Below are 16,117 nucleotides of genomic sequence, written 5' to 3'. Positions count from 1 at the left end.
CAAAGAAAGCACGAACGCAGCCTATTTAGTCATCAAATAACGTTGAAGGAGACCCCTATGATTCAAACGATACCGCAAGTGAAACAAATCCGTTATCTCGAGGGAGCATGTTTTCTGCCCGATGTAAGCTCGGATATCCTTCTCCGAATTGAGGAGAAGGATCCAAGACTCGTCGATTTGGCGAGTCGTCTGTTCCCAGGGCAATCCGTCGTCTGCGAGCAGCTGGAGGGTGTGAAAGGCTATACGTTCAGTATCCAAGGCTTGAATGGAACGGAGCTTTTGCGCGAGTTGCGCCTGGAAGATCAAAGAGAAGGCTACGTCTTGAGGATGGAGAACGCGTCCGTTACAATCGCGGCAGCGAAAGCTGCCGGATTGTTCTACGGCATTCAGACCTTACGGCAAATCATGGATAACCACGACAGCATTCCAGCTGCGGTAATCACCGATTGGCCCGATGTTGGTTTGCGTTGTATGAATTTTGATTTGCGGCAAACGTTCTCCAAACCGGAGAAGCTGCTGGCTTATATAGCGGAGTTCGCCAAATTCAAAGTCAACGGGCTGCTGATCGAGTATGAGGATAAGCTTCCGTACGAGCGGTATCAGCAAGTGTGCCACCCCAATTTCGCGTTTAGCCGAGAGCAGTTCGAGATGCTCAAGGAAACGGCGAAAAACAACTTTATCGAAATCATTCCGCTCCAGCAATCATTCGGACACTTGGACTACGTGCTTCGTTATGATGCGTTCAAATGGTTAAGGGAAATAGAGTCGTCTACTGGGGAGCTTTGTCCTTCTCGGCCCGAGTCATACGAGCTCGCCACTGGCTTGTTGGATGAGATGATCGCGATGCATCCAGACTCTAGATACATTCACCTTGGCTGCGATGAGGTGTACAGTCTTTGCGAGTGTGAGACGTGTCGCGACACCTATCAGGGCGCAAGAGAAAAGACGTTCATCGCGTTCGTCAACTGGTTGATTGCGTATGCGGCCGGCAAAGGGAAAACCCCGATTATTTGGCATGATATGCTGAAAAAATGCAGCGAAGAGGACTTGAAGCTGTTAGACAAACGGGCAGCGGTCATGATCTGGATCTATAACGGCCGCAACATCGATTCCGATGTGTCCAGACTGACGGCCACATTCCGCAATGCCGGCTTCGAGGTCATGGGCGCCCCTGCGGTTAGATGCTTTGACGACCAAGAACATCAGAATTATCCCGTCGTGGCCAGTCGGATTGACAATGTGCTGCAGTGGTCCCAAATGTCAGGCAAACTCGGCATCGACTGCGTCGTTGCGACGAACTGGTCAACGTCGTTTAGTTTCGGTCTGCCGTACGGCATTTTTGAAACGACTTGGTATCTCATGGCCCTTTTTGCGGATGTCCACTGGAACCGGGAGGCGGATACGAGACGGTTCGTAGATAGATTTCTTAAGCTGTTCCACGGCGTGGATCAGGAGACGGCTAAGAACAAGCTGGGGAATTACTTAAATGAAGACTATTATTTAATCATTGGCTCCCTGCTTGATGAAGTGGTGAAAAACAAAGATGTAGCCGAGCTGATCGGCATTATGAACGCGTTCGAGCATTCGTCAGACAGGATGAGAACGATTCATAAATATTTGTACCGGTGGGAGCTGTTCCCGGGTGATGAGGCCGAATGGCAGTCCTTGCTCAGTTATTACCAGAGGAATACGGCTGGCCGCACCAAAGTGCGTCCGCAAATGAGCGCAATTTTGAGGCATTTCCAACCGGAAGAAATGGCTGATCATTTCGTGATGTCTCGTTTTTACTTGCATGATTATCTGGAAAAAAACGTATACAGTAAAATGGGATTGAGCCTTGCCTGATTCGAAGAGGGCAGCAAAGGAAGGTTGATAAGCGGTTTACCTTTCGCACGAAACAGAAACAGAGCAGTAAAGGGTGGCACATGCCTGGTTGAACCAACCGTGGAATGTGCCACCCTTTATTTTTCAAGGGTAAACGGATCGTCCGCGAACTTGGCAATGGGTTCCTCAGACAGCACTGCGAAGGGAGCTTCCTGAGCTCGTCGTCCTTTGCTCTTTGAGCATAAATCGAATATTCATAAGCCCAAACACCAAGAAACACACCCAAGGAAGGCCTTGCCAACCAAGCACATTTCCTAGATCATACAGATAGCCACCGCCTACGTTTCCGATAATAGCCCCGATGGAAAGGGCAAAGCTGTTAAAACCGAAATAGCTAGCAATCTGCTCATCCCCGGCATAATCGGAAACCATGGTATTCATCATGGGCTGTAGAAAAACCTGTCCAATCATGAAGGCGATAACCCCCGCATAAATCCCCCACATGGACCCCATCATTCCCATTGTAAATAAGCCCCCAGCAAGCAGCAAGGTGCCTAATGACATCACGCCGAAAGGCTGTAACTTCCTGTTGCCTAATTTAGAAAGTGGAACCTGCAGCAGGACCATAACGATAGCCCCAGAGCTGTAAATGAGTCCGATATTCGCATCCGAAGCGAGCTGATGAACACGAAACGGAACGGCAATGTATAACTGAGTGACCAGGGACCACGAGATCATCGTGAAGAGCATGAAGCGTCGGAAAGGGCGATTACTCCATACGGTTTGCATTTGAGACCAGATGCCTGTATATGCCTTGCGAGATTGTTCACTTTGGATAGCTGGCAAAAAGAAGAGACTAAAGAAAAAGGAAAATGCGAAAATAAGGGTAGCGGCCAAACTAACGTATTTGAAATGAAAGCCCATGAGTAAGGCACCTAGGACAGGACCCACGACGAATCCCATATTGCTTAACATTTCTCGAATGGCATAAATCGTGATCCGATTACTCGAAGTCGATAAAGCTGCATAATACGCATAACTAGCTGGGTTGAACAGTGATCCGCCTAAGCCTGAGAAGAAGCAAGCGATGATAAAGCCTGGGATGCTGTCGACAAAGCCGAACATGCCGAATCCAAAGGTACGGATGAGCAAACCAATCAGAATCGTGCGCTTATAGCCAAGCTTGTCGGCCAAGGTACCGCAAAGGACGGAAAGACCTTGCTGGCTGAAGCTGCGGATAGCGGAGATGATACCAACCATGGTAACGGTCAGCAGAATGTCGTTTAATAAATAAGAAGCAAGCAGGGGGATCATCATATAAAATCCGACCGCCATACTGAAGGTATTCATAAACATGACCCAGAACGGCAGCCGAATGGAAGTAAGTTTACGTAGGGCTGAAATCATACGATGGCCTCATTTCATGCTGTAAGTTGTTGATTTCAACACCATACAGGATATGGTATGCGTTGTATAGGGCTTTCTTTAGATGGACTTGGGTAAAAGTTAGTTGAGGCTGCTTGAACCTATGATGGGGATAAAATCGTGACAGTAACTTCCAACGAATGGTAAAATAAGCGAGTGGTGTGTTCAACTTACGCCCCCAATTATCATCGAACGGAGGTAGAATGCACATGCTAAACGTAGTCCGGCGAATGCCCAGATACGCTTTGGTGACAGGGATGCTCTTTGTTGTGCTTATCCTAGCCTATTGCACGATCTATGTGATAGAAAAGCCGGGAGGTATAGCAGATTGGCGGCTGTCCAAGGCGATGGGGCTTACAGAGACACTGCGTATCCCACTCGAACGAACGTCCGAGGAGGCAATCCGACAATTTCGAGGATCTTCCATTGAAGATAAATATAAAGTCATTTTTAGGGAGCCTGTTCACGAAGGCGTTCTACAATTCAGCAAACGGCTGCAAGATCATAGCGGGACAGACTTGAAAGTAGAAATCGCTAAGAAATCATGGCTGGGGTGGAAATGGGCTTCTGGTGGTGGGTACTCTATTGGCGCAGATAAGATGGACACATCGTCGGATACTGCACTTTCCTATATGATGATGCCAATTCGGTTGGAAAAACCCAGAGGGACATTCCTGTTATTTGGAGAAATCGGAGATACGTCTATCACACATATCATTGTGAAGGGAGATAAAGCAGGGGCGAGGGAGTATGAAGCCGAGATTGTAAAGACTGATGAGGGTTATACCGTTTGGTATATCGTTTTGCCTGCTTCTGTCAGCGTACCTTTCGAATTGCAAGCGTACACGAATCTGAACGATCTGCGTGCCACGCTGATGATAACCAATGAGCGAGAGAATGGTTCGATCGGGCGATCGTCCATACACTAAATATACAAAGGGCTATTCCTCAAGTATCAACTTGAGAGCAGCCCTTTGGTAGTAGAACGTTAGAACGGTCGTACGCGTGCTATAAGTTAGTCGCGAACCTGGCTTTCAAAATGCCCTTTATGAGCACCGTTACAATAAGGTTTGTTCGAAGAGAGTCCGCAACGACACAGGTAAATCTGTTCTTTTGTTTCCATGGGATCTCCTTCACCATCCATTAACGTAACGCCAGTTACAAGTAGGGGACCATTATCCAGAACTTTAATCTCTGCCACAACCATACGCCTCCAATTTTTTTGCCATCGTAGAAAGTATGAGATTTTGATTCCCGCAATCATCTTTCTACTGGCGATAATAGTTCCTCTAACGCGGGCTGCATCTTTGCATGGCCGTGGGTAGAGGATTTCTCACCATTGTTGCCAGATGCGATTATCTATAATCAATTAGTGCCATAACAATAAGAATTAAGCTTCATGCGTGAGATAGGTGTAAAATAGGGGTATATACAGAGTAATTGCTGATGAATGGAGTGATCGCTACATGAATGCGTCCAAATATGAAAAGTATTTCACTATTGATGGCTTCTGGTCCAAGTTGAAAAAAGGTGCTAAGAAAGCCGGCAGTAAAGTAATTTATAGCGGATTGCTGCTTTTTTATGCATTGGATAGCCCGAAAACACCGCTCCGCGCAAAGGTTCAAATCTATGGTGCATTGGGGTATCTCATCTTGCCGTTAGATCTAATGCCTGATTTACTGCCGATAGTGGGATATGTGGATGATCTAAGTGCACTAGGCTTAGCCTTGGCAGCTGTGTCAAAGAGCATCGATGACGAGGTTAGGCGGAAAGCGAAGAGCAAGCTGAGGGATTTCCTTGGAGACGATGCTGTGAGCAGCAAAGATATTATCGATATTGATGGTCACGTAGTTCAGGAGCAGGGGAAAGCGAAGGACGATGACGTGCATGTGGAGAAGTAGTTGGTAGAGGGATGCAGGTATCCGATAAGGGAACGTGAGGGCACTATTTGAAGCAAAAAGAAAAGGAACGAGGAGCCGGCGGATGCCGCGCCATATGTGGGGAGCGGTTGAAGGAGCTGAGCCCGTTGAGTTCCTCGTTTAACTGGAAAATCTACAGCTAATTTCACGGTTTACGGGTAAAAATCACGATTAGATGGAAAATACGTAGTTATTTTCCTCATATCCGCCAGTTTCGCTGAAAACGAGCGGAATTAACTACATATTTTCCAGCTATCCCGCTAAAGTCGGGGAATAGTGTGGATTTAACTGTATGATTTCCATCTATTCGTCGGATACGGTAACCTCAAAACAGCAACTTCCAGGTGCTAAGTACCAACCTTAACCCTAATCTTAATCTTAATCTTAACCTGAACCTGAACCTGAACCTGAACCCAAACCCGATAAATCTACACCTAAACCTAACTCCCCATTGGATTTATCCACTGAAATTCTAAATCCGAGAGATGAAATGGCTGTTTCATTGGATTTATACAGCAGATATTCCCGAAATCGGGCTATTGGGGCCTTAATTCAACTATATGAGTGGATTTATCCAATCAAAGTTGATATTTAGCGGTTGAAAATGAGATTCTACTGTATTTATCCAGTGGGGAGAGCGGCGGTGGAGGCAGTTGAAGTAGTTGGTGAGGGCCAACTAACTTGCCAAGCCCCCAACTCTGTCTCTATTCAAACATCTATCTACCTAAATAGAATCAATGAACAAATAACCGACGAATAGAAACTTCGTCGGTTATTTGTCGCGCAGTTATTTCGCGACAACATAGATTTTAAACCTTCAACAACCAACCGAACGTGTCCGGCAGCTTCCCACTTTGAATACCGGTGATCGTTGTATATAGTCGCTCGACAAGCTCACCGATCTCTCCATGGTTGACGACCATCGGTGTACCGTTCCACAGCAGGCTGCCAATTGGCGATACAACCGCAGCGGTGCCGGTGCCGAAAGCCTCTTCCAGAGTCCCATCCGCATGAGCCTTAACGATGTCATCGATTGATATTTTTCGCTCAGATACGGGGATACCCCATTCTTTCAGCAGGTGGATGATGCTTCCACGCGTGATTCCTTCGAGAATGCTGCCGCTTAGGCTAGGCGTGACGACTTCACCGTTAATTTTGAAAAAGACATTCATACTGCCGACTTCTTCTAAATATTTCTTCTCAATAGCGTCGAGCCATAACACTTGGGCGCAGTTATTCTCTTTGGCCAGCATTTGTGCCTTCAAGCTAGCTGCGTAATTGCCGGCTACTTTGGCATTGCCTGTCCCGCCTTGCACGGATCGAGCATAATAGCTTTCCACAAGGATGTTAATCGGCTGCAGCCCCTCGTCATAGTAAGCATCAACAGGCGACATAATGATGATAAAGGAATACTGCATAGATGGGCGGACACCTAGAATCGCTTCCGTTGCAATAACGAAAGGGCGGATGTACAAGGAGGAGCCGTTCTTCTTCGGCACCCAAGCAGCATCAACACGAACTAGCTCCTGAATGGCACGGACAACGAATTCTTCATCCATTTGCGGGATGCTTAGACGTTCGCTAGAGCGGTTCAAACGCTTAGCATTTTGATCTGGCCGAAATAAAACAACGTCATCGTTCTCGGTGCGAAATGCCTTCATACCTTCGAAAACTGCTTGCCCATAGTGGAAAACCATCGCCGCGGGATCATGGGAGATCGGACCGTAGGGAACGATGCGCGGATCATGCCAGCCTTGACCTTCTTCGTAATCCATCATAAACATATGATTTGTAAAAAGCTTTCCAAACCCCAGATTTTCGTCTAAATTGGGCAGGGGCTTGCCCTTTAGATTTTGTTCGATGCGAATGCTTCCGTACATATGTTGTGCCACCTTTCCTATTGAGGTTTCTCACAATCTTTTACCCTTAACTATAGAAAAATCGCAATCATTGATCAATTGCGATTTATCAATTACTATCATAGTTAATAGCTATGATCGGGGGGACGTCAGGTGGATTATCGGTTATTGGTGTATTTTTTGGCGGTGTGTGAGGAACTGCACTTCACCAAAGCAGCAGAGAAGCTGGGCATTAGCCAGCCTACACTGAGTCAACAGATTCGATTGCTGGAGGATCGAGTGGGTTCTCCACTTTTTCAGCGAATCGGCAAAAAGATTTATGTGACCGAAGCGGGCGAGATTTTGCGCAAGCATAGCCGGAATATTTTCCATGAGCTGGAGCAAGCGCAGATGGCAATGAATGAGCTCCAAGGCATGCAGCGCGGACGATTGCGAATCGGCTGTTCAGGGAATCATTTGCTGACGGCGACAATCATGACGTTTCATGCCAATTATCCCAAAATCGAGCTATCGGTGATGGAGTTGGCAACGGAAGAGACCAAAGAAAAGCTGCTGAGCAATGAGTTGGATGTGGGTGTTGTCTTTTTGCCTGAGGAGGACGAGCAGCTTCGATGTATGCCGTTATACCAAGAGAAGCTTCAACTTGTGGTGTCGGCTCAGCATGCATTTGCCCAAGAGCAGGTGAAGGAGATCAGGTTAGCGGAGTTGACCGAGATTCCAATAGCGATGCTGCAGCAGAAGTTCTATGTTCGGCAAATGATGGATGATTGCTGCGCGCAGATCGGACTTGCTTGGAAGCCAATTGTGGAGCTCTCAACGCTCGAATCTTTGCTGCAAATGGCGAAAAATCATGTGTGTGGAGCCATATTGCCTCAATCCTATGTGGAGGGCATGGGTGATCAGATGCGTGAGCAGAAGCTGTGCGCAATCCCGATTATCGATCCCATTCCACAGAAGGAAGTGGGCATTGTGTATCGGAAAGATATGTTTTTGTGTAAAACGATGGATACGTTCGTGAAGCAGGTTATTCAGGAATTTGCTTAAGTGTGCAGGAAAGAGTGAGGGTATGAAGCAGATGAGTATGAAACATAAGAGTCTAGAACAAAACGGGAAATATGTCTATGTATTTGCCTGTCATGAAGATGAGCAGGCGTTGTGTCAGCTGGAGCTGCGCACATTGTTGGGCGCAGAGGCTGTGATTGAGGCGCGTTACGCCGTCAGCGCGCGCAGGGTGGAGCCGAGCCGCAGCCCGTTTCTAAAGCTGCGGATGGATGTTGCCTTTGAGGCCGACAGCCTGCCTGCGCTGGCCTCTGAATTAAAGACGTTGACCGTGCGCGGCGCAACGTTCAAGGTCGTGTTCGCGGAGACGGACACGGCGGTCAGCTATGACTGCCAGCGAAACGTCGAGCGCGAACTAGGGCTGGGGCTGCGCGGCAAGGCCGAGATGCGCAGGCCGGAGCAATACTTCGCCGTGACGGAGCTGGGAGGCCGGTGGTTGTTCGGCGAGGGCAGCTACGGCGAAGCCGTGTGGCTTCAGCATCAGCAGAAGCCACAGAACTACTCCACCGCCCTGGGGACGCGCCTCGCGCGGGCGGTGGTGAACATCGCCGTGCCCGAGGTGGCGGGCACGCGGGTCATTGACCCGTGCTGCGGCATCGGCACGGTGCTGGTGGAGGCGATGTCGATGGGGATCGACATCGTGGGCTACGACATCAACCCGCTGGCCGTACGCGGCGCGCGGGTGAATCTGGACCACTTCGGCATGCCGGATGTGGTCCAGATCGCTGACATGCGGACGCTCGTTCCGCATCCTACGGCCCTGCAAGGCAGTCCAGAGCTCCTCTATGATGCGCTGATTCTGGACATGCCTTACAATCTTTGCTCGGTTCTGCCGGAGGATGAGAAGCTGGACATGCTGCAAACCGCCCGCCGATTAGCGCGGCGCGCGGTCATTATTACAACCGAGCAGATGGACCCGCTTTTAATCAAAGTTGGGTTTCACATCGATTCACGCTGCACCGTGAACAAAGGCAACTTCAGTCGGCAAATAATCGTTTGCGTCTAGCCGGTTTTAGTACATCATTTTCCCGAGCGGGCCGTCTTCCGCAATGATATCCTGGAGCTCATACACCGAAATCGGGAAGTATAGGAATCCATACACATAAGCGGCTAGTTCGTAAAGTTGAAAATAGATCACAAGCGATTTATCTGCGATATAGAAATCTTGATCAGGGCGAATGCCTTTAAACTCAACTAACAAGGGGATTTCGCGTTGTTTGATCTCGGCGGCAACGATATCACTAATTCTTTTGACATAATCGCTGCCTGGTTTGAACAAATCCTTGAGGGTGTAGCTTTGCCCAGTTTCTGTGCTGAAGGTCAATGATTGTTGGATGGTCATTCCGTGAGCGCCGCCCGAAAAAGCATAGTTGAGCAACGACAAACTTAGTACGCGACGTTCATTCGTTTTGATTTCATAATAAGCGGTCACATCCGTTTCAGGGTTCTGCGGGAATCCTTGATCATGCAGCTGCTTGTTGACGGCATCGACAATCGTTGTATTGATTTTATGCTGTACCAGAGGGGCATTCATATGAATAACAGCGGGGTACATCAGGTTTAATTTGCTCTTTAGCACTTTATAGGTTTGTATACTAACGGGTTGGTGTTCCAAGTCCAAGTCCTGGTCCATGTCTCTCGTATCTCTCATGTTTCATCATCCCAACGTTTTTGCTACACCATATTCAAAAACTGGGCGTTTGGTTCAATGGGATGGAGGAATTCGTACCCTTGCCAAAGATAAAGAGCTTTCCCTACATCGCGATTAGCGTGAGGGAAAGCTCTTTGTTGGTGTGGAACTGAAGCGAATTATTCCTGTGAGGTGTTTTCCTCATCACTAACATCGGATGTTGCACTTTGCAGCGCAGCAGATAATTCCTCTACCTGTTGCTGGGATTGGCTGTCTTCAGCATTCGCCTGAGCCGCATTAATTGCATGACTTACTACGTCGTCATTACTATTGGTTGTTGACATGGTACAATCACCTCCTTTACGTTTTCACCAGAAAACTGGCGTCGTAAGTATAAGCTAAGATTCAACCAACTAAGTATTCTTCGAATGGAGGAAAAATATGCAAGCATAACGCAAGTTTTTTGCTGACCTTATTCCAAAATACCCGTGTTCAGAATCTTGATGTTAACTTTTGGCTTAATACTGATTTTTGGATACTGCTCGCGCCACCAGTCGATGCCTCCAAACAGCTTCGGATGATAGGCGGAAACCTCATGTCCAAGCTGTAAGTAATCGCAATTCGTTCTTTGCAAGGTTGCAATCACGTTAGTAACCTTTGCCGTAATATCAGCTGTGATTTGCTTTTCCAGCTCTCTGAGGCTGTCTTTCGTATGTCTTTTAGAGTCAAGTCCCGCTTCGATTAATTTAATATCCAGATTTAACGAGATTCCAATGTCACGAAGACCGCCATCCTTATCGTTAATATGGAAATCCCGATGGGCGTTCTGCACCTGCACCGAGTAATTCTTTCCGTCCAATTTACCCGTAATCAGCTGGTTTTTGCCCGATGTGCCACCCAAAAGAGTGGCGAAGAGGGTGTCCTCATCACCGAGATTGATGCCGGTATATATCCCGTCTCGAAACAAGGAGGTACCCGCTAGACGAACCCCGTTCTCGTAAGGCTCGAACCGATTAAGTGCGAAGTCGTTAAGGAACCCCGCTCCCCCGAGTATAAATTGTACTAATTTGTTTAAGGGGATTTGCCCCCTCTTCTTCTCCTCTTCTAATAAACCTACCAGAAATTCGGATAAGGTCTGATCTTTAATTTTCTTCTTATTCAGCAGTTTCGAAAGATCGCCGTCATACACCGCCAGATAGCCGTATAACGGATTGGCAATAAATTGACTGGTAATATTCAGATAGTTCAGCGGCTGATCTTTGGCGAATCGGGTGCTTATTAGAAATAACCTGGTTTCCAGTACAGAAAGAACGCCAGGAAATTCTTTGTTTGTTTTACTCACGGCGTCATAGATGTTATCGCCTGTTGACTCCACGAATATGTTGTTCGGATTGCCTCCCCCTTGATTGGCATTCTGAAGCGAGGAAATGACATAGCTGACCTTAAGCTGCTTGCTGTCACCCTCGTAATCTACGCCGATTACATCGACAAAAAGCAACTTCTTCAGCTGAGACTGATCCCAGCATCCTGTCAGCAGTAAGCAGATGAGCAGCGCCGCTATCACTCTCTTCATATCTCGTTCCTCCCCGCGCCACGTAGCCCGGAAATGATAAGCAGAACGACTGGCAGACCGACGACTAACATGATTGACACGATATCCTGAATCGTAGCAATCTGCAAGATGTCATTACGCTTCATTAGGAAGAAACCTCCAAGGAAACAAAGCGCGACCATCGTCCAAACCCAAACATGCTGCTTACCTAAGCCCTGGCTGCGTAGATGCAGGAATGCTTTAACAGCCATAAAGAAATACACATAAATCGTCGCCGAAACAATGCATACATAGAAGATGAGGAACAAGATGTCAATGCTCTGCAGGATATCAACGCGATAGTTTTTTAAAATAAAAATGATGGGTTCCGGAATAACCTCAAGCTGTTTCAAATTGAACTTCATGGAGCAGATCAGGCAAACTGCAATATAAAACACGGCTGTGGAGGCGTTCGCCAGTGTCATCGAAAGCAGTAGCTTTTTTTTGCTTTGGGATTGTACGTACGGGTAAGCATAAAGGAGCAAATCATAACCAACATAAGCGCTAAATGCGGAATAAGCCCCCTTCAGAATCGGATACCAACCGCCCTGCAGAACCGGCAGCAAATTTTTCACATTTAGACCGTAGATTCCGCTAAATACGATAAGTAAAAAGCTGATGTAAGCGAAAACCATAAAGGTTTGCGATACATTAGCAAGCTGTTTCAACGTTGACGTAGCCGCATAGCCGCAGACCAGAAGAAGCATGAGAATGAGAACCCATCTAGGCGTAAGTGGAAACAGCCATCTTTTTAAGATGTCACAATAAAGTATTGTCAGCAAGAGTCCGGAAAGAGCGTAATAACATCCAAACAACAAATTGATACTGGTTCCAATGGGTTTACCTACAATAAGTGGGATGTAGGCATAGAAGTTACGCGTTGGATAGCGGCTGCCAAGCCACCAAAGCAGCGTGATGCCTACTTGTGCGGCCAGTGCAGCTAGCAAGACAGCCAACCATGTATCATGGCCTACAACTCTAGCTTCTACATGGGGCAGGGATAATACTTCAGTTCCGAGTTGAACCATAATGACTAGCGAGATCAGCTGTCTTGTCGTGATGGTTTCTTCCTTTTTCAACGTTTCCAACTCCTTGGATTCCGTATCCTTATTCGATTGCTCGAAACCGCTCCTATCGGGTGCTTACGCATGCTCCAAAACGGTGCCCGAAACAGCGTATCCTTCGTATCACGAAAGGAGAAGGGCGGCGTATAATACGGGAGTCCCAGCGTTGTCATTTGGCACAGATGGATACAAATCATCATGAAGAAGAATGCGAGGCCAAACAAGCCGAACAACGAGGAAAGAAGGAGCGCAGGATAGCTTAGCAGGCGAACTGTGCTGCTCATCTCGTAAGAAGGCAAGACAAAGGAGGCCAAGCCCGTTAAAGCGGTTACGATAACGATGGTATTGGAAACCAAATTAGCCTGCACGACCACCGTTCCGATTACAATACCGCCTACTACGCCAATGGTTTGGCCGACGGGACTCGCTAGCCGAATTGTCGCTTCTCTTAATATCTCGAGCATGAACATCATCGAAAGCGCCTCTAGTACCGGCGGGAATGTGACGAATTTCAGTGAGCTCTGCAGCGTATTAACGAAATTGATCGGCAGCAGTTGTGGATTAAAGGCACTGACTGCCACATAAACGGCAGGCAGGCCAATCGTAACGAAAAGGCAGCTGATGCGCAAAAGCCGAAAAAAGGTGCCTATCAGCCAACTGACTTGGTAATCATCAGGACTTTGGAAGAAAGACCAGAACGTCACTGGCAGGATGATCGTGTCTGGTGACCCTGCTGTTCCAATGACGACTTTCCCCTCCATTAAATAGGCGCGCGCGCGGTCTGGACGTTCCGTAATAAGCAGTTGTGGAAATAGGCTGAATTTCTTCTCCCGGATCATCTCATCGATAAATCCTGGTGCTTCGACATAGTCAATGTCAATGCTTTTAAGCCTCTTGTCTATTTCCTCTACAATCGCTGTTTTTGCAATTGACTTGATGTACATGACAGCGACCTTTGTCCGCGAAATCCGCCCAATCGTATAGGTTTTTACGACGAATTCTGTCGAATTAATTAGCTTGCGCACGAGATTGATGTTGGTATCTAAGTTTTCTATGAAGGCTTCGTTCGCACCGCGTAAAACCCGTTCGTTGGTCGGGATATTGATGGATCGTTCCTTCTTTAAATCCACCCCGAGCAGGTAAAGCTTACTGTCTCCGCCGTGATGGAGTACGACTTTACCGTACAAAATGGCCTGAACCGCTTCCTCCAGATGCTCCGTTTCGGCATAGTCGAGAATCGACACTACCTCGCGGATCGCATCCTGAGGATGGAGAAGCAGCGGCTTCAGAATAAAATCTTGAACGAGGAACGAATCGACCAACGTGTCGAAATAAAACAGCTTAAACACAGTTCCTCCAATGAGTAACTGTTTCGATTGAAAGTCGCTTTGTTCGGAGAAAAGTTGTTTGAAATAGGGCTCTGCCGTTTCAATCGATGGATTTTGTTTCACACGTGTTCCCTCCCGCATCATCACTTCTCCTTACTTTAACCTGTAAATTCCATAAATATGTAAAAGCTGTAAGTGAGAATTTAATTGATGGATATGCTTTAGATACATTTTTTTATAGGTTTTTCCTATGAAAGAATAGTTATTTATGTATTTCACAAATAGAGATAAGGAGTGCATAATAGAAGAAAATGGAAAGAGGAGAGTGCGACATGGGGAAATCGTTCGAGGCACTTTTACCGGAGCATGAGGCATTTATCGCCAAGCAACATATTTTTTTCGTTGGTTCAGCACCATTATCAGCGGAGGGGCATGTCAATATTTCGCCGAAGGGGCACGATGTGCTGCGGATTCTATCGGCCAATCAAGTGGCCTATCTGGATTTAACAGGGAGTGGGAATGAAACCAGCGCACATCTAGCGGAAAATGGCCGCATCACCATCATGTTCATGGCTATCGAGGGACCGCCACAGATTATCAGGCTGTATGGCAAAGGCCGTGTGATACTGTCTGGATCTGACGAGTGGGATCGGTTGGCGCCGAAGTTCGAATTGCTGCCAGGGGTGCGGCAAATCATGGTCGTTGACATTCACGAGGTGAAGTCATCCTGCGGATTCAGCGTTCCTTTTTACACCTATGAAGGTGAGCGGAATACGTTGCAAAATTGGGCGGCGAAGCAAGGGGACGAAGGGTTGCACGCCTATTGGCAGAAGAAAAATATGACGAGCATGGACGGACTGCCGACACCGATCGGCGAGAAGTTATCCACAGATAATATGTGAAACTGCTCCATGTAGTAATTTCCATTTGATTCGCCATAGGATGCATAATTACATCCGAGTCGGAGGAAACTACTACCAAAAAGGAAGCTCCGTATATGGAATTGACGCAATGGATCCGCGAGAGGCTGCAAGATCGTTTAGACATAGTCTCGCAAAGGATTGAGCAGGATGACTTCATCTGCACAATTTACTATATGATGGATGCAATTGATTTGGAGATGCTGCAAACGCATGTACTGCGAAAGTTGCTGCAGCCATATTCGGGACGCAGCGACGAGCGTCTCCAAAGCATATTTCAGAGTTACACGTTTTTCCCGACTACGTATAACGTTACACATACGCCAGAAGAAGCGCTAAAAGGCTTGTTCGACGGGTATGTCTTACTATGTATTTCTGGTGAGACGGCGGGCGTCTTGTTCCCGTTTTGTCAAAAAGCGAAGCGAGAAGTTAATGTTTCTGAGAATGAGAAGACGATTCGAGGTCCGAAGGAATCCTTCGTAGAAGATGTATGGACGAACTTGTCACTCATCCGTCAGCGCATCAAAAGCGAAAATCTTGTCGTTGAGCAATTCATTCTCGGGAGTGAATCACGTACAGTTGTCCTTCTGCTCTATATGAATGGTCGCTGTGACCCAGACATGGTGCAGCAATTTAAATCGAAGATTCGGGCAATTGAAACGGACCGTGTTCCAGACAGCAGTTTCCTCGAAGAGGTGCTGGATGAACGTATCATATCTCCATTTCCTAAAATGCTGAATACAGAACGACCCGACGTGGTGGTTTCTTCGTTATTTGAAGGACGCTTAGCGTTGCTGACAGACGGAACGCCAAGTAATTTAGTTGCCCCCGCGACCTTATTGTCGTTCATGCAGTCGGCAGAGGACTATTATCAACGGTACTTCTACAGCAGCTGGATCCGTGTCCTTCGATATGTATTTTTCTTTGTTAGTCTTATTCTGCCATCCGCTTATGTAGCGATCACGACCTTTCATCCAGAAATGCTCCCTTACAATATGCTAATTTCACTAGCTGCAAGTAGAGATATTGTACCTTTTCCAGCAATCTTGGAAGCTCTCATTATGGAGGTTACTTTCGAGGTCATGCGAGAAGCGGGGCAGCGCATCCCCACAACAATGGGCCAGACGATCTCCATCGTCGGAGCCATTGTCATAGGAGAAGCTGCAGTTCAGGCTGGCATCGTGAGTGCACCGATGGTCATTATAGTTGCCCTTACAGGGATTTCTTCCTTTGTTGTACCGCATTTCTCACTAACCTTAACGATTCGAATCCTGAGATTCGGGCTATTGTTTATCTCGGCCGTATTTGGGCTTCTCGGATTATTGATTGGGGTCTTTTTTATTTATATTCATTTGTTATCGATGGAGTCTTATGGTACACCTTATCTTTCTCCGTTCATTCCTTTTAAGTCTGAACAGATGAGGGATGCCGCTGGCCGATTTCCTTGGACGAATTGGATTAGCAAGAAACGACCTTGATCAATCAGGGAGGGGCTGCC

Annotated in this window: 15 protein-coding genes; 7 read left to right on the top strand and 8 right to left on the bottom strand. The window is 47.2% G+C overall.

Features of this window, described 5'->3' with window-relative positions:
- Positions 1-57 precede the first annotated feature (57 nt).
- Positions 58-1,845 carry a glycoside hydrolase family 20 zincin-like fold domain-containing protein gene (locus ASL11_RS05720; protein ID WP_056610885.1) on the top strand — a complete coding sequence of 596 codons (1,788 nt, stop codon included), beginning with the start codon at positions 58-60 and terminating at the stop codon, positions 1,843-1,845.
- 165 nt (positions 1,846-2,010) lie between these two features.
- Here the strand turns inward: ASL11_RS05720 and ASL11_RS05715 are convergent, their stop codons facing one another.
- Positions 2,011-3,231: an MFS transporter gene (locus ASL11_RS05715; RefSeq protein WP_056610882.1), complete on the bottom strand. Its 1,221-nt coding sequence runs from the start codon at positions 3,229-3,231 to the stop codon at positions 2,011-2,013.
- A gap of 227 nt (positions 3,232-3,458) precedes the next feature.
- Between ASL11_RS05715 and ASL11_RS05710 the strand changes: the two genes are divergently transcribed.
- Complete coding sequence (locus tag ASL11_RS05710; protein ID WP_056610879.1) at positions 3,459-4,178, top strand: hypothetical protein; 720 nt, start codon at positions 3,459-3,461, stop codon at positions 4,176-4,178.
- A gap of 86 nt (positions 4,179-4,264) precedes the next feature.
- On the opposite strand, the gene ASL11_RS05705 is transcribed toward ASL11_RS05710, so the two are convergent.
- Positions 4,265-4,456 carry a CDGSH iron-sulfur domain-containing protein gene (locus ASL11_RS05705; protein ID WP_056610876.1) on the bottom strand — a complete coding sequence of 64 codons (192 nt, stop codon included), beginning with the start codon at positions 4,454-4,456 and terminating at the stop codon, positions 4,265-4,267.
- 259 nt (positions 4,457-4,715) lie between these two features.
- Between ASL11_RS05705 and ASL11_RS05700 the strand changes: the two genes are divergently transcribed.
- Positions 4,716-5,150 (top strand): DUF1232 domain-containing protein, encoded by a 435-nt coding sequence (locus tag ASL11_RS05700; protein ID WP_056610873.1) that lies wholly within the window; start codon positions 4,716-4,718, stop codon positions 5,148-5,150.
- An 827-nt stretch (positions 5,151-5,977) separates the two neighbouring features.
- On the opposite strand, the gene ASL11_RS05695 is transcribed toward ASL11_RS05700, so the two are convergent.
- Positions 5,978-7,048, bottom strand: coding sequence for a branched-chain amino acid aminotransferase (locus ASL11_RS05695; RefSeq protein ID WP_056610870.1), 1,071 nt, complete (start codon positions 7,046-7,048; stop codon positions 5,978-5,980).
- Positions 7,049-7,180: 132 nt separating this feature from the next.
- On the opposite strand from ASL11_RS05695, the gene ASL11_RS05690 reads away from it, so the two are divergent.
- On the top strand, positions 7,181-8,071 hold the full coding sequence (locus tag ASL11_RS05690; RefSeq protein WP_056610867.1) for a LysR family transcriptional regulator: 891 nt from the start codon (positions 7,181-7,183) through the stop codon (positions 8,069-8,071).
- 22 nt (positions 8,072-8,093) lie between these two features.
- Positions 8,094-9,092, top strand: coding sequence for a TRM11 family SAM-dependent methyltransferase (locus tag ASL11_RS05685; protein WP_235550395.1), 999 nt, complete (start codon positions 8,094-8,096; stop codon positions 9,090-9,092).
- Between the two features lie 6 nt (positions 9,093-9,098).
- On the opposite strand, the gene ASL11_RS05680 is transcribed toward ASL11_RS05685, so the two are convergent.
- The 5 genes from ASL11_RS05680 to ASL11_RS05665 form a co-directional block, all read right to left on the bottom strand.
- Positions 9,099-9,737, bottom strand: coding sequence for a DUF3298 and DUF4163 domain-containing protein (locus tag ASL11_RS05680; protein WP_235550394.1), 639 nt, complete (start codon positions 9,735-9,737; stop codon positions 9,099-9,101).
- Positions 9,738-9,895: 158 nt separating this feature from the next.
- The gene (locus ASL11_RS36300; RefSeq protein ID WP_157256827.1) at positions 9,896-10,060 is read right to left on the bottom strand and encodes a hypothetical protein; all 165 of its coding nucleotides are present in this window, start codon (positions 10,058-10,060) and stop codon (positions 9,896-9,898) included.
- Positions 10,061-10,188: 128 nt separating this feature from the next.
- Positions 10,189-11,289, bottom strand: coding sequence for a Ger(x)C family spore germination protein (locus tag ASL11_RS05675; protein ID WP_056610864.1), 1,101 nt, complete (start codon positions 11,287-11,289; stop codon positions 10,189-10,191).
- Entirely contained in the window at positions 11,286-12,386 is a 1,101-nt protein-coding gene (locus ASL11_RS05670) for a GerAB/ArcD/ProY family transporter (protein WP_056610861.1), read from the bottom strand. The genes ASL11_RS05675 and ASL11_RS05670 overlap by 4 nt, the downstream gene beginning before the upstream one ends.
- The gene (locus ASL11_RS05665; protein WP_056611335.1) at positions 12,383-13,822 is read right to left on the bottom strand and encodes a spore germination protein; all 1,440 of its coding nucleotides are present in this window, start codon (positions 13,820-13,822) and stop codon (positions 12,383-12,385) included. Before ASL11_RS05665 ends, ASL11_RS05670 begins: the two co-directional genes overlap by 4 nt.
- A gap of 209 nt (positions 13,823-14,031) precedes the next feature.
- Here ASL11_RS05665 and ASL11_RS05660 point away from each other — a divergent pair, with 209 nt between their 5' ends.
- Together ASL11_RS05660 and ASL11_RS05655 are read left to right on the top strand one after the other, a co-directional pair.
- The gene (locus ASL11_RS05660) at positions 14,032-14,601 is read left to right on the top strand and encodes a pyridoxamine 5'-phosphate oxidase family protein (protein ID WP_056610858.1); all 570 of its coding nucleotides are present in this window, start codon (positions 14,032-14,034) and stop codon (positions 14,599-14,601) included.
- Between the two features lie 95 nt (positions 14,602-14,696).
- On the top strand, positions 14,697-16,097 hold the full coding sequence (locus ASL11_RS05655) for a spore germination protein (protein ID WP_056610855.1): 1,401 nt from the start codon (positions 14,697-14,699) through the stop codon (positions 16,095-16,097).
- Positions 16,098-16,117 lie beyond the last annotated feature (20 nt).

It is taken from the genome of Paenibacillus sp. Soil750, from assembly GCF_001428045.1.
GTDB lineage: Bacteria > Bacillota > Bacilli > Paenibacillales > NBRC-103111 > Paenibacillus_E > Paenibacillus_E allorhizoplanae.
Note: the sequence above shows the minus strand (reverse complement) of the source record. Positions and strands in the feature narration are given on the sequence as shown.

Coding starts and splice junctions, on each gene's coding strand:
- ASL11_RS05710 (WP_056610879.1), top strand. CDS start 3,459: ATGCTAAACGTAGTCCGGCGAATGCCCAGATACGCTTTGGTGACAGGG.
- ASL11_RS05660 (WP_056610858.1), top strand. CDS start 14,032: ATGGGGAAATCGTTCGAGGCACTTTTACCGGAGCATGAGGCATTTATC.
- ASL11_RS05720 (WP_056610885.1), top strand. CDS start 58: ATGATTCAAACGATACCGCAAGTGAAACAAATCCGTTATCTCGAGGGA.
- ASL11_RS05655 (WP_056610855.1), top strand. CDS start 14,697: ATGGAATTGACGCAATGGATCCGCGAGAGGCTGCAAGATCGTTTAGAC.
- ASL11_RS05705 (WP_056610876.1), bottom strand. CDS start 4,456: ATGGTTGTGGCAGAGATTAAAGTTCTGGATAATGGTCCCCTACTTGTA.
- ASL11_RS05695 (WP_056610870.1), bottom strand. CDS start 7,048: ATGTACGGAAGCATTCGCATCGAACAAAATCTAAAGGGCAAGCCCCTG.
- ASL11_RS05675 (WP_056610864.1), bottom strand. CDS start 11,289: ATGAAGAGAGTGATAGCGGCGCTGCTCATCTGCTTACTGCTGACAGGA.
- ASL11_RS05685 (WP_235550395.1), top strand. CDS start 8,094: ATGAAGCAGATGAGTATGAAACATAAGAGTCTAGAACAAAACGGGAAA.
- ASL11_RS36300 (WP_157256827.1), bottom strand. CDS start 10,060: ATGTCAACAACCAATAGTAATGACGACGTAGTAAGTCATGCAATTAAT.
- ASL11_RS05680 (WP_235550394.1), bottom strand. CDS start 9,737: ATGAGAGATACGAGAGACATGGACCAGGACTTGGACTTGGAACACCAA.
- ASL11_RS05715 (WP_056610882.1), bottom strand. CDS start 3,231: ATGATTTCAGCCCTACGTAAACTTACTTCCATTCGGCTGCCGTTCTGG.
- ASL11_RS05700 (WP_056610873.1), top strand. CDS start 4,716: ATGAATGCGTCCAAATATGAAAAGTATTTCACTATTGATGGCTTCTGG.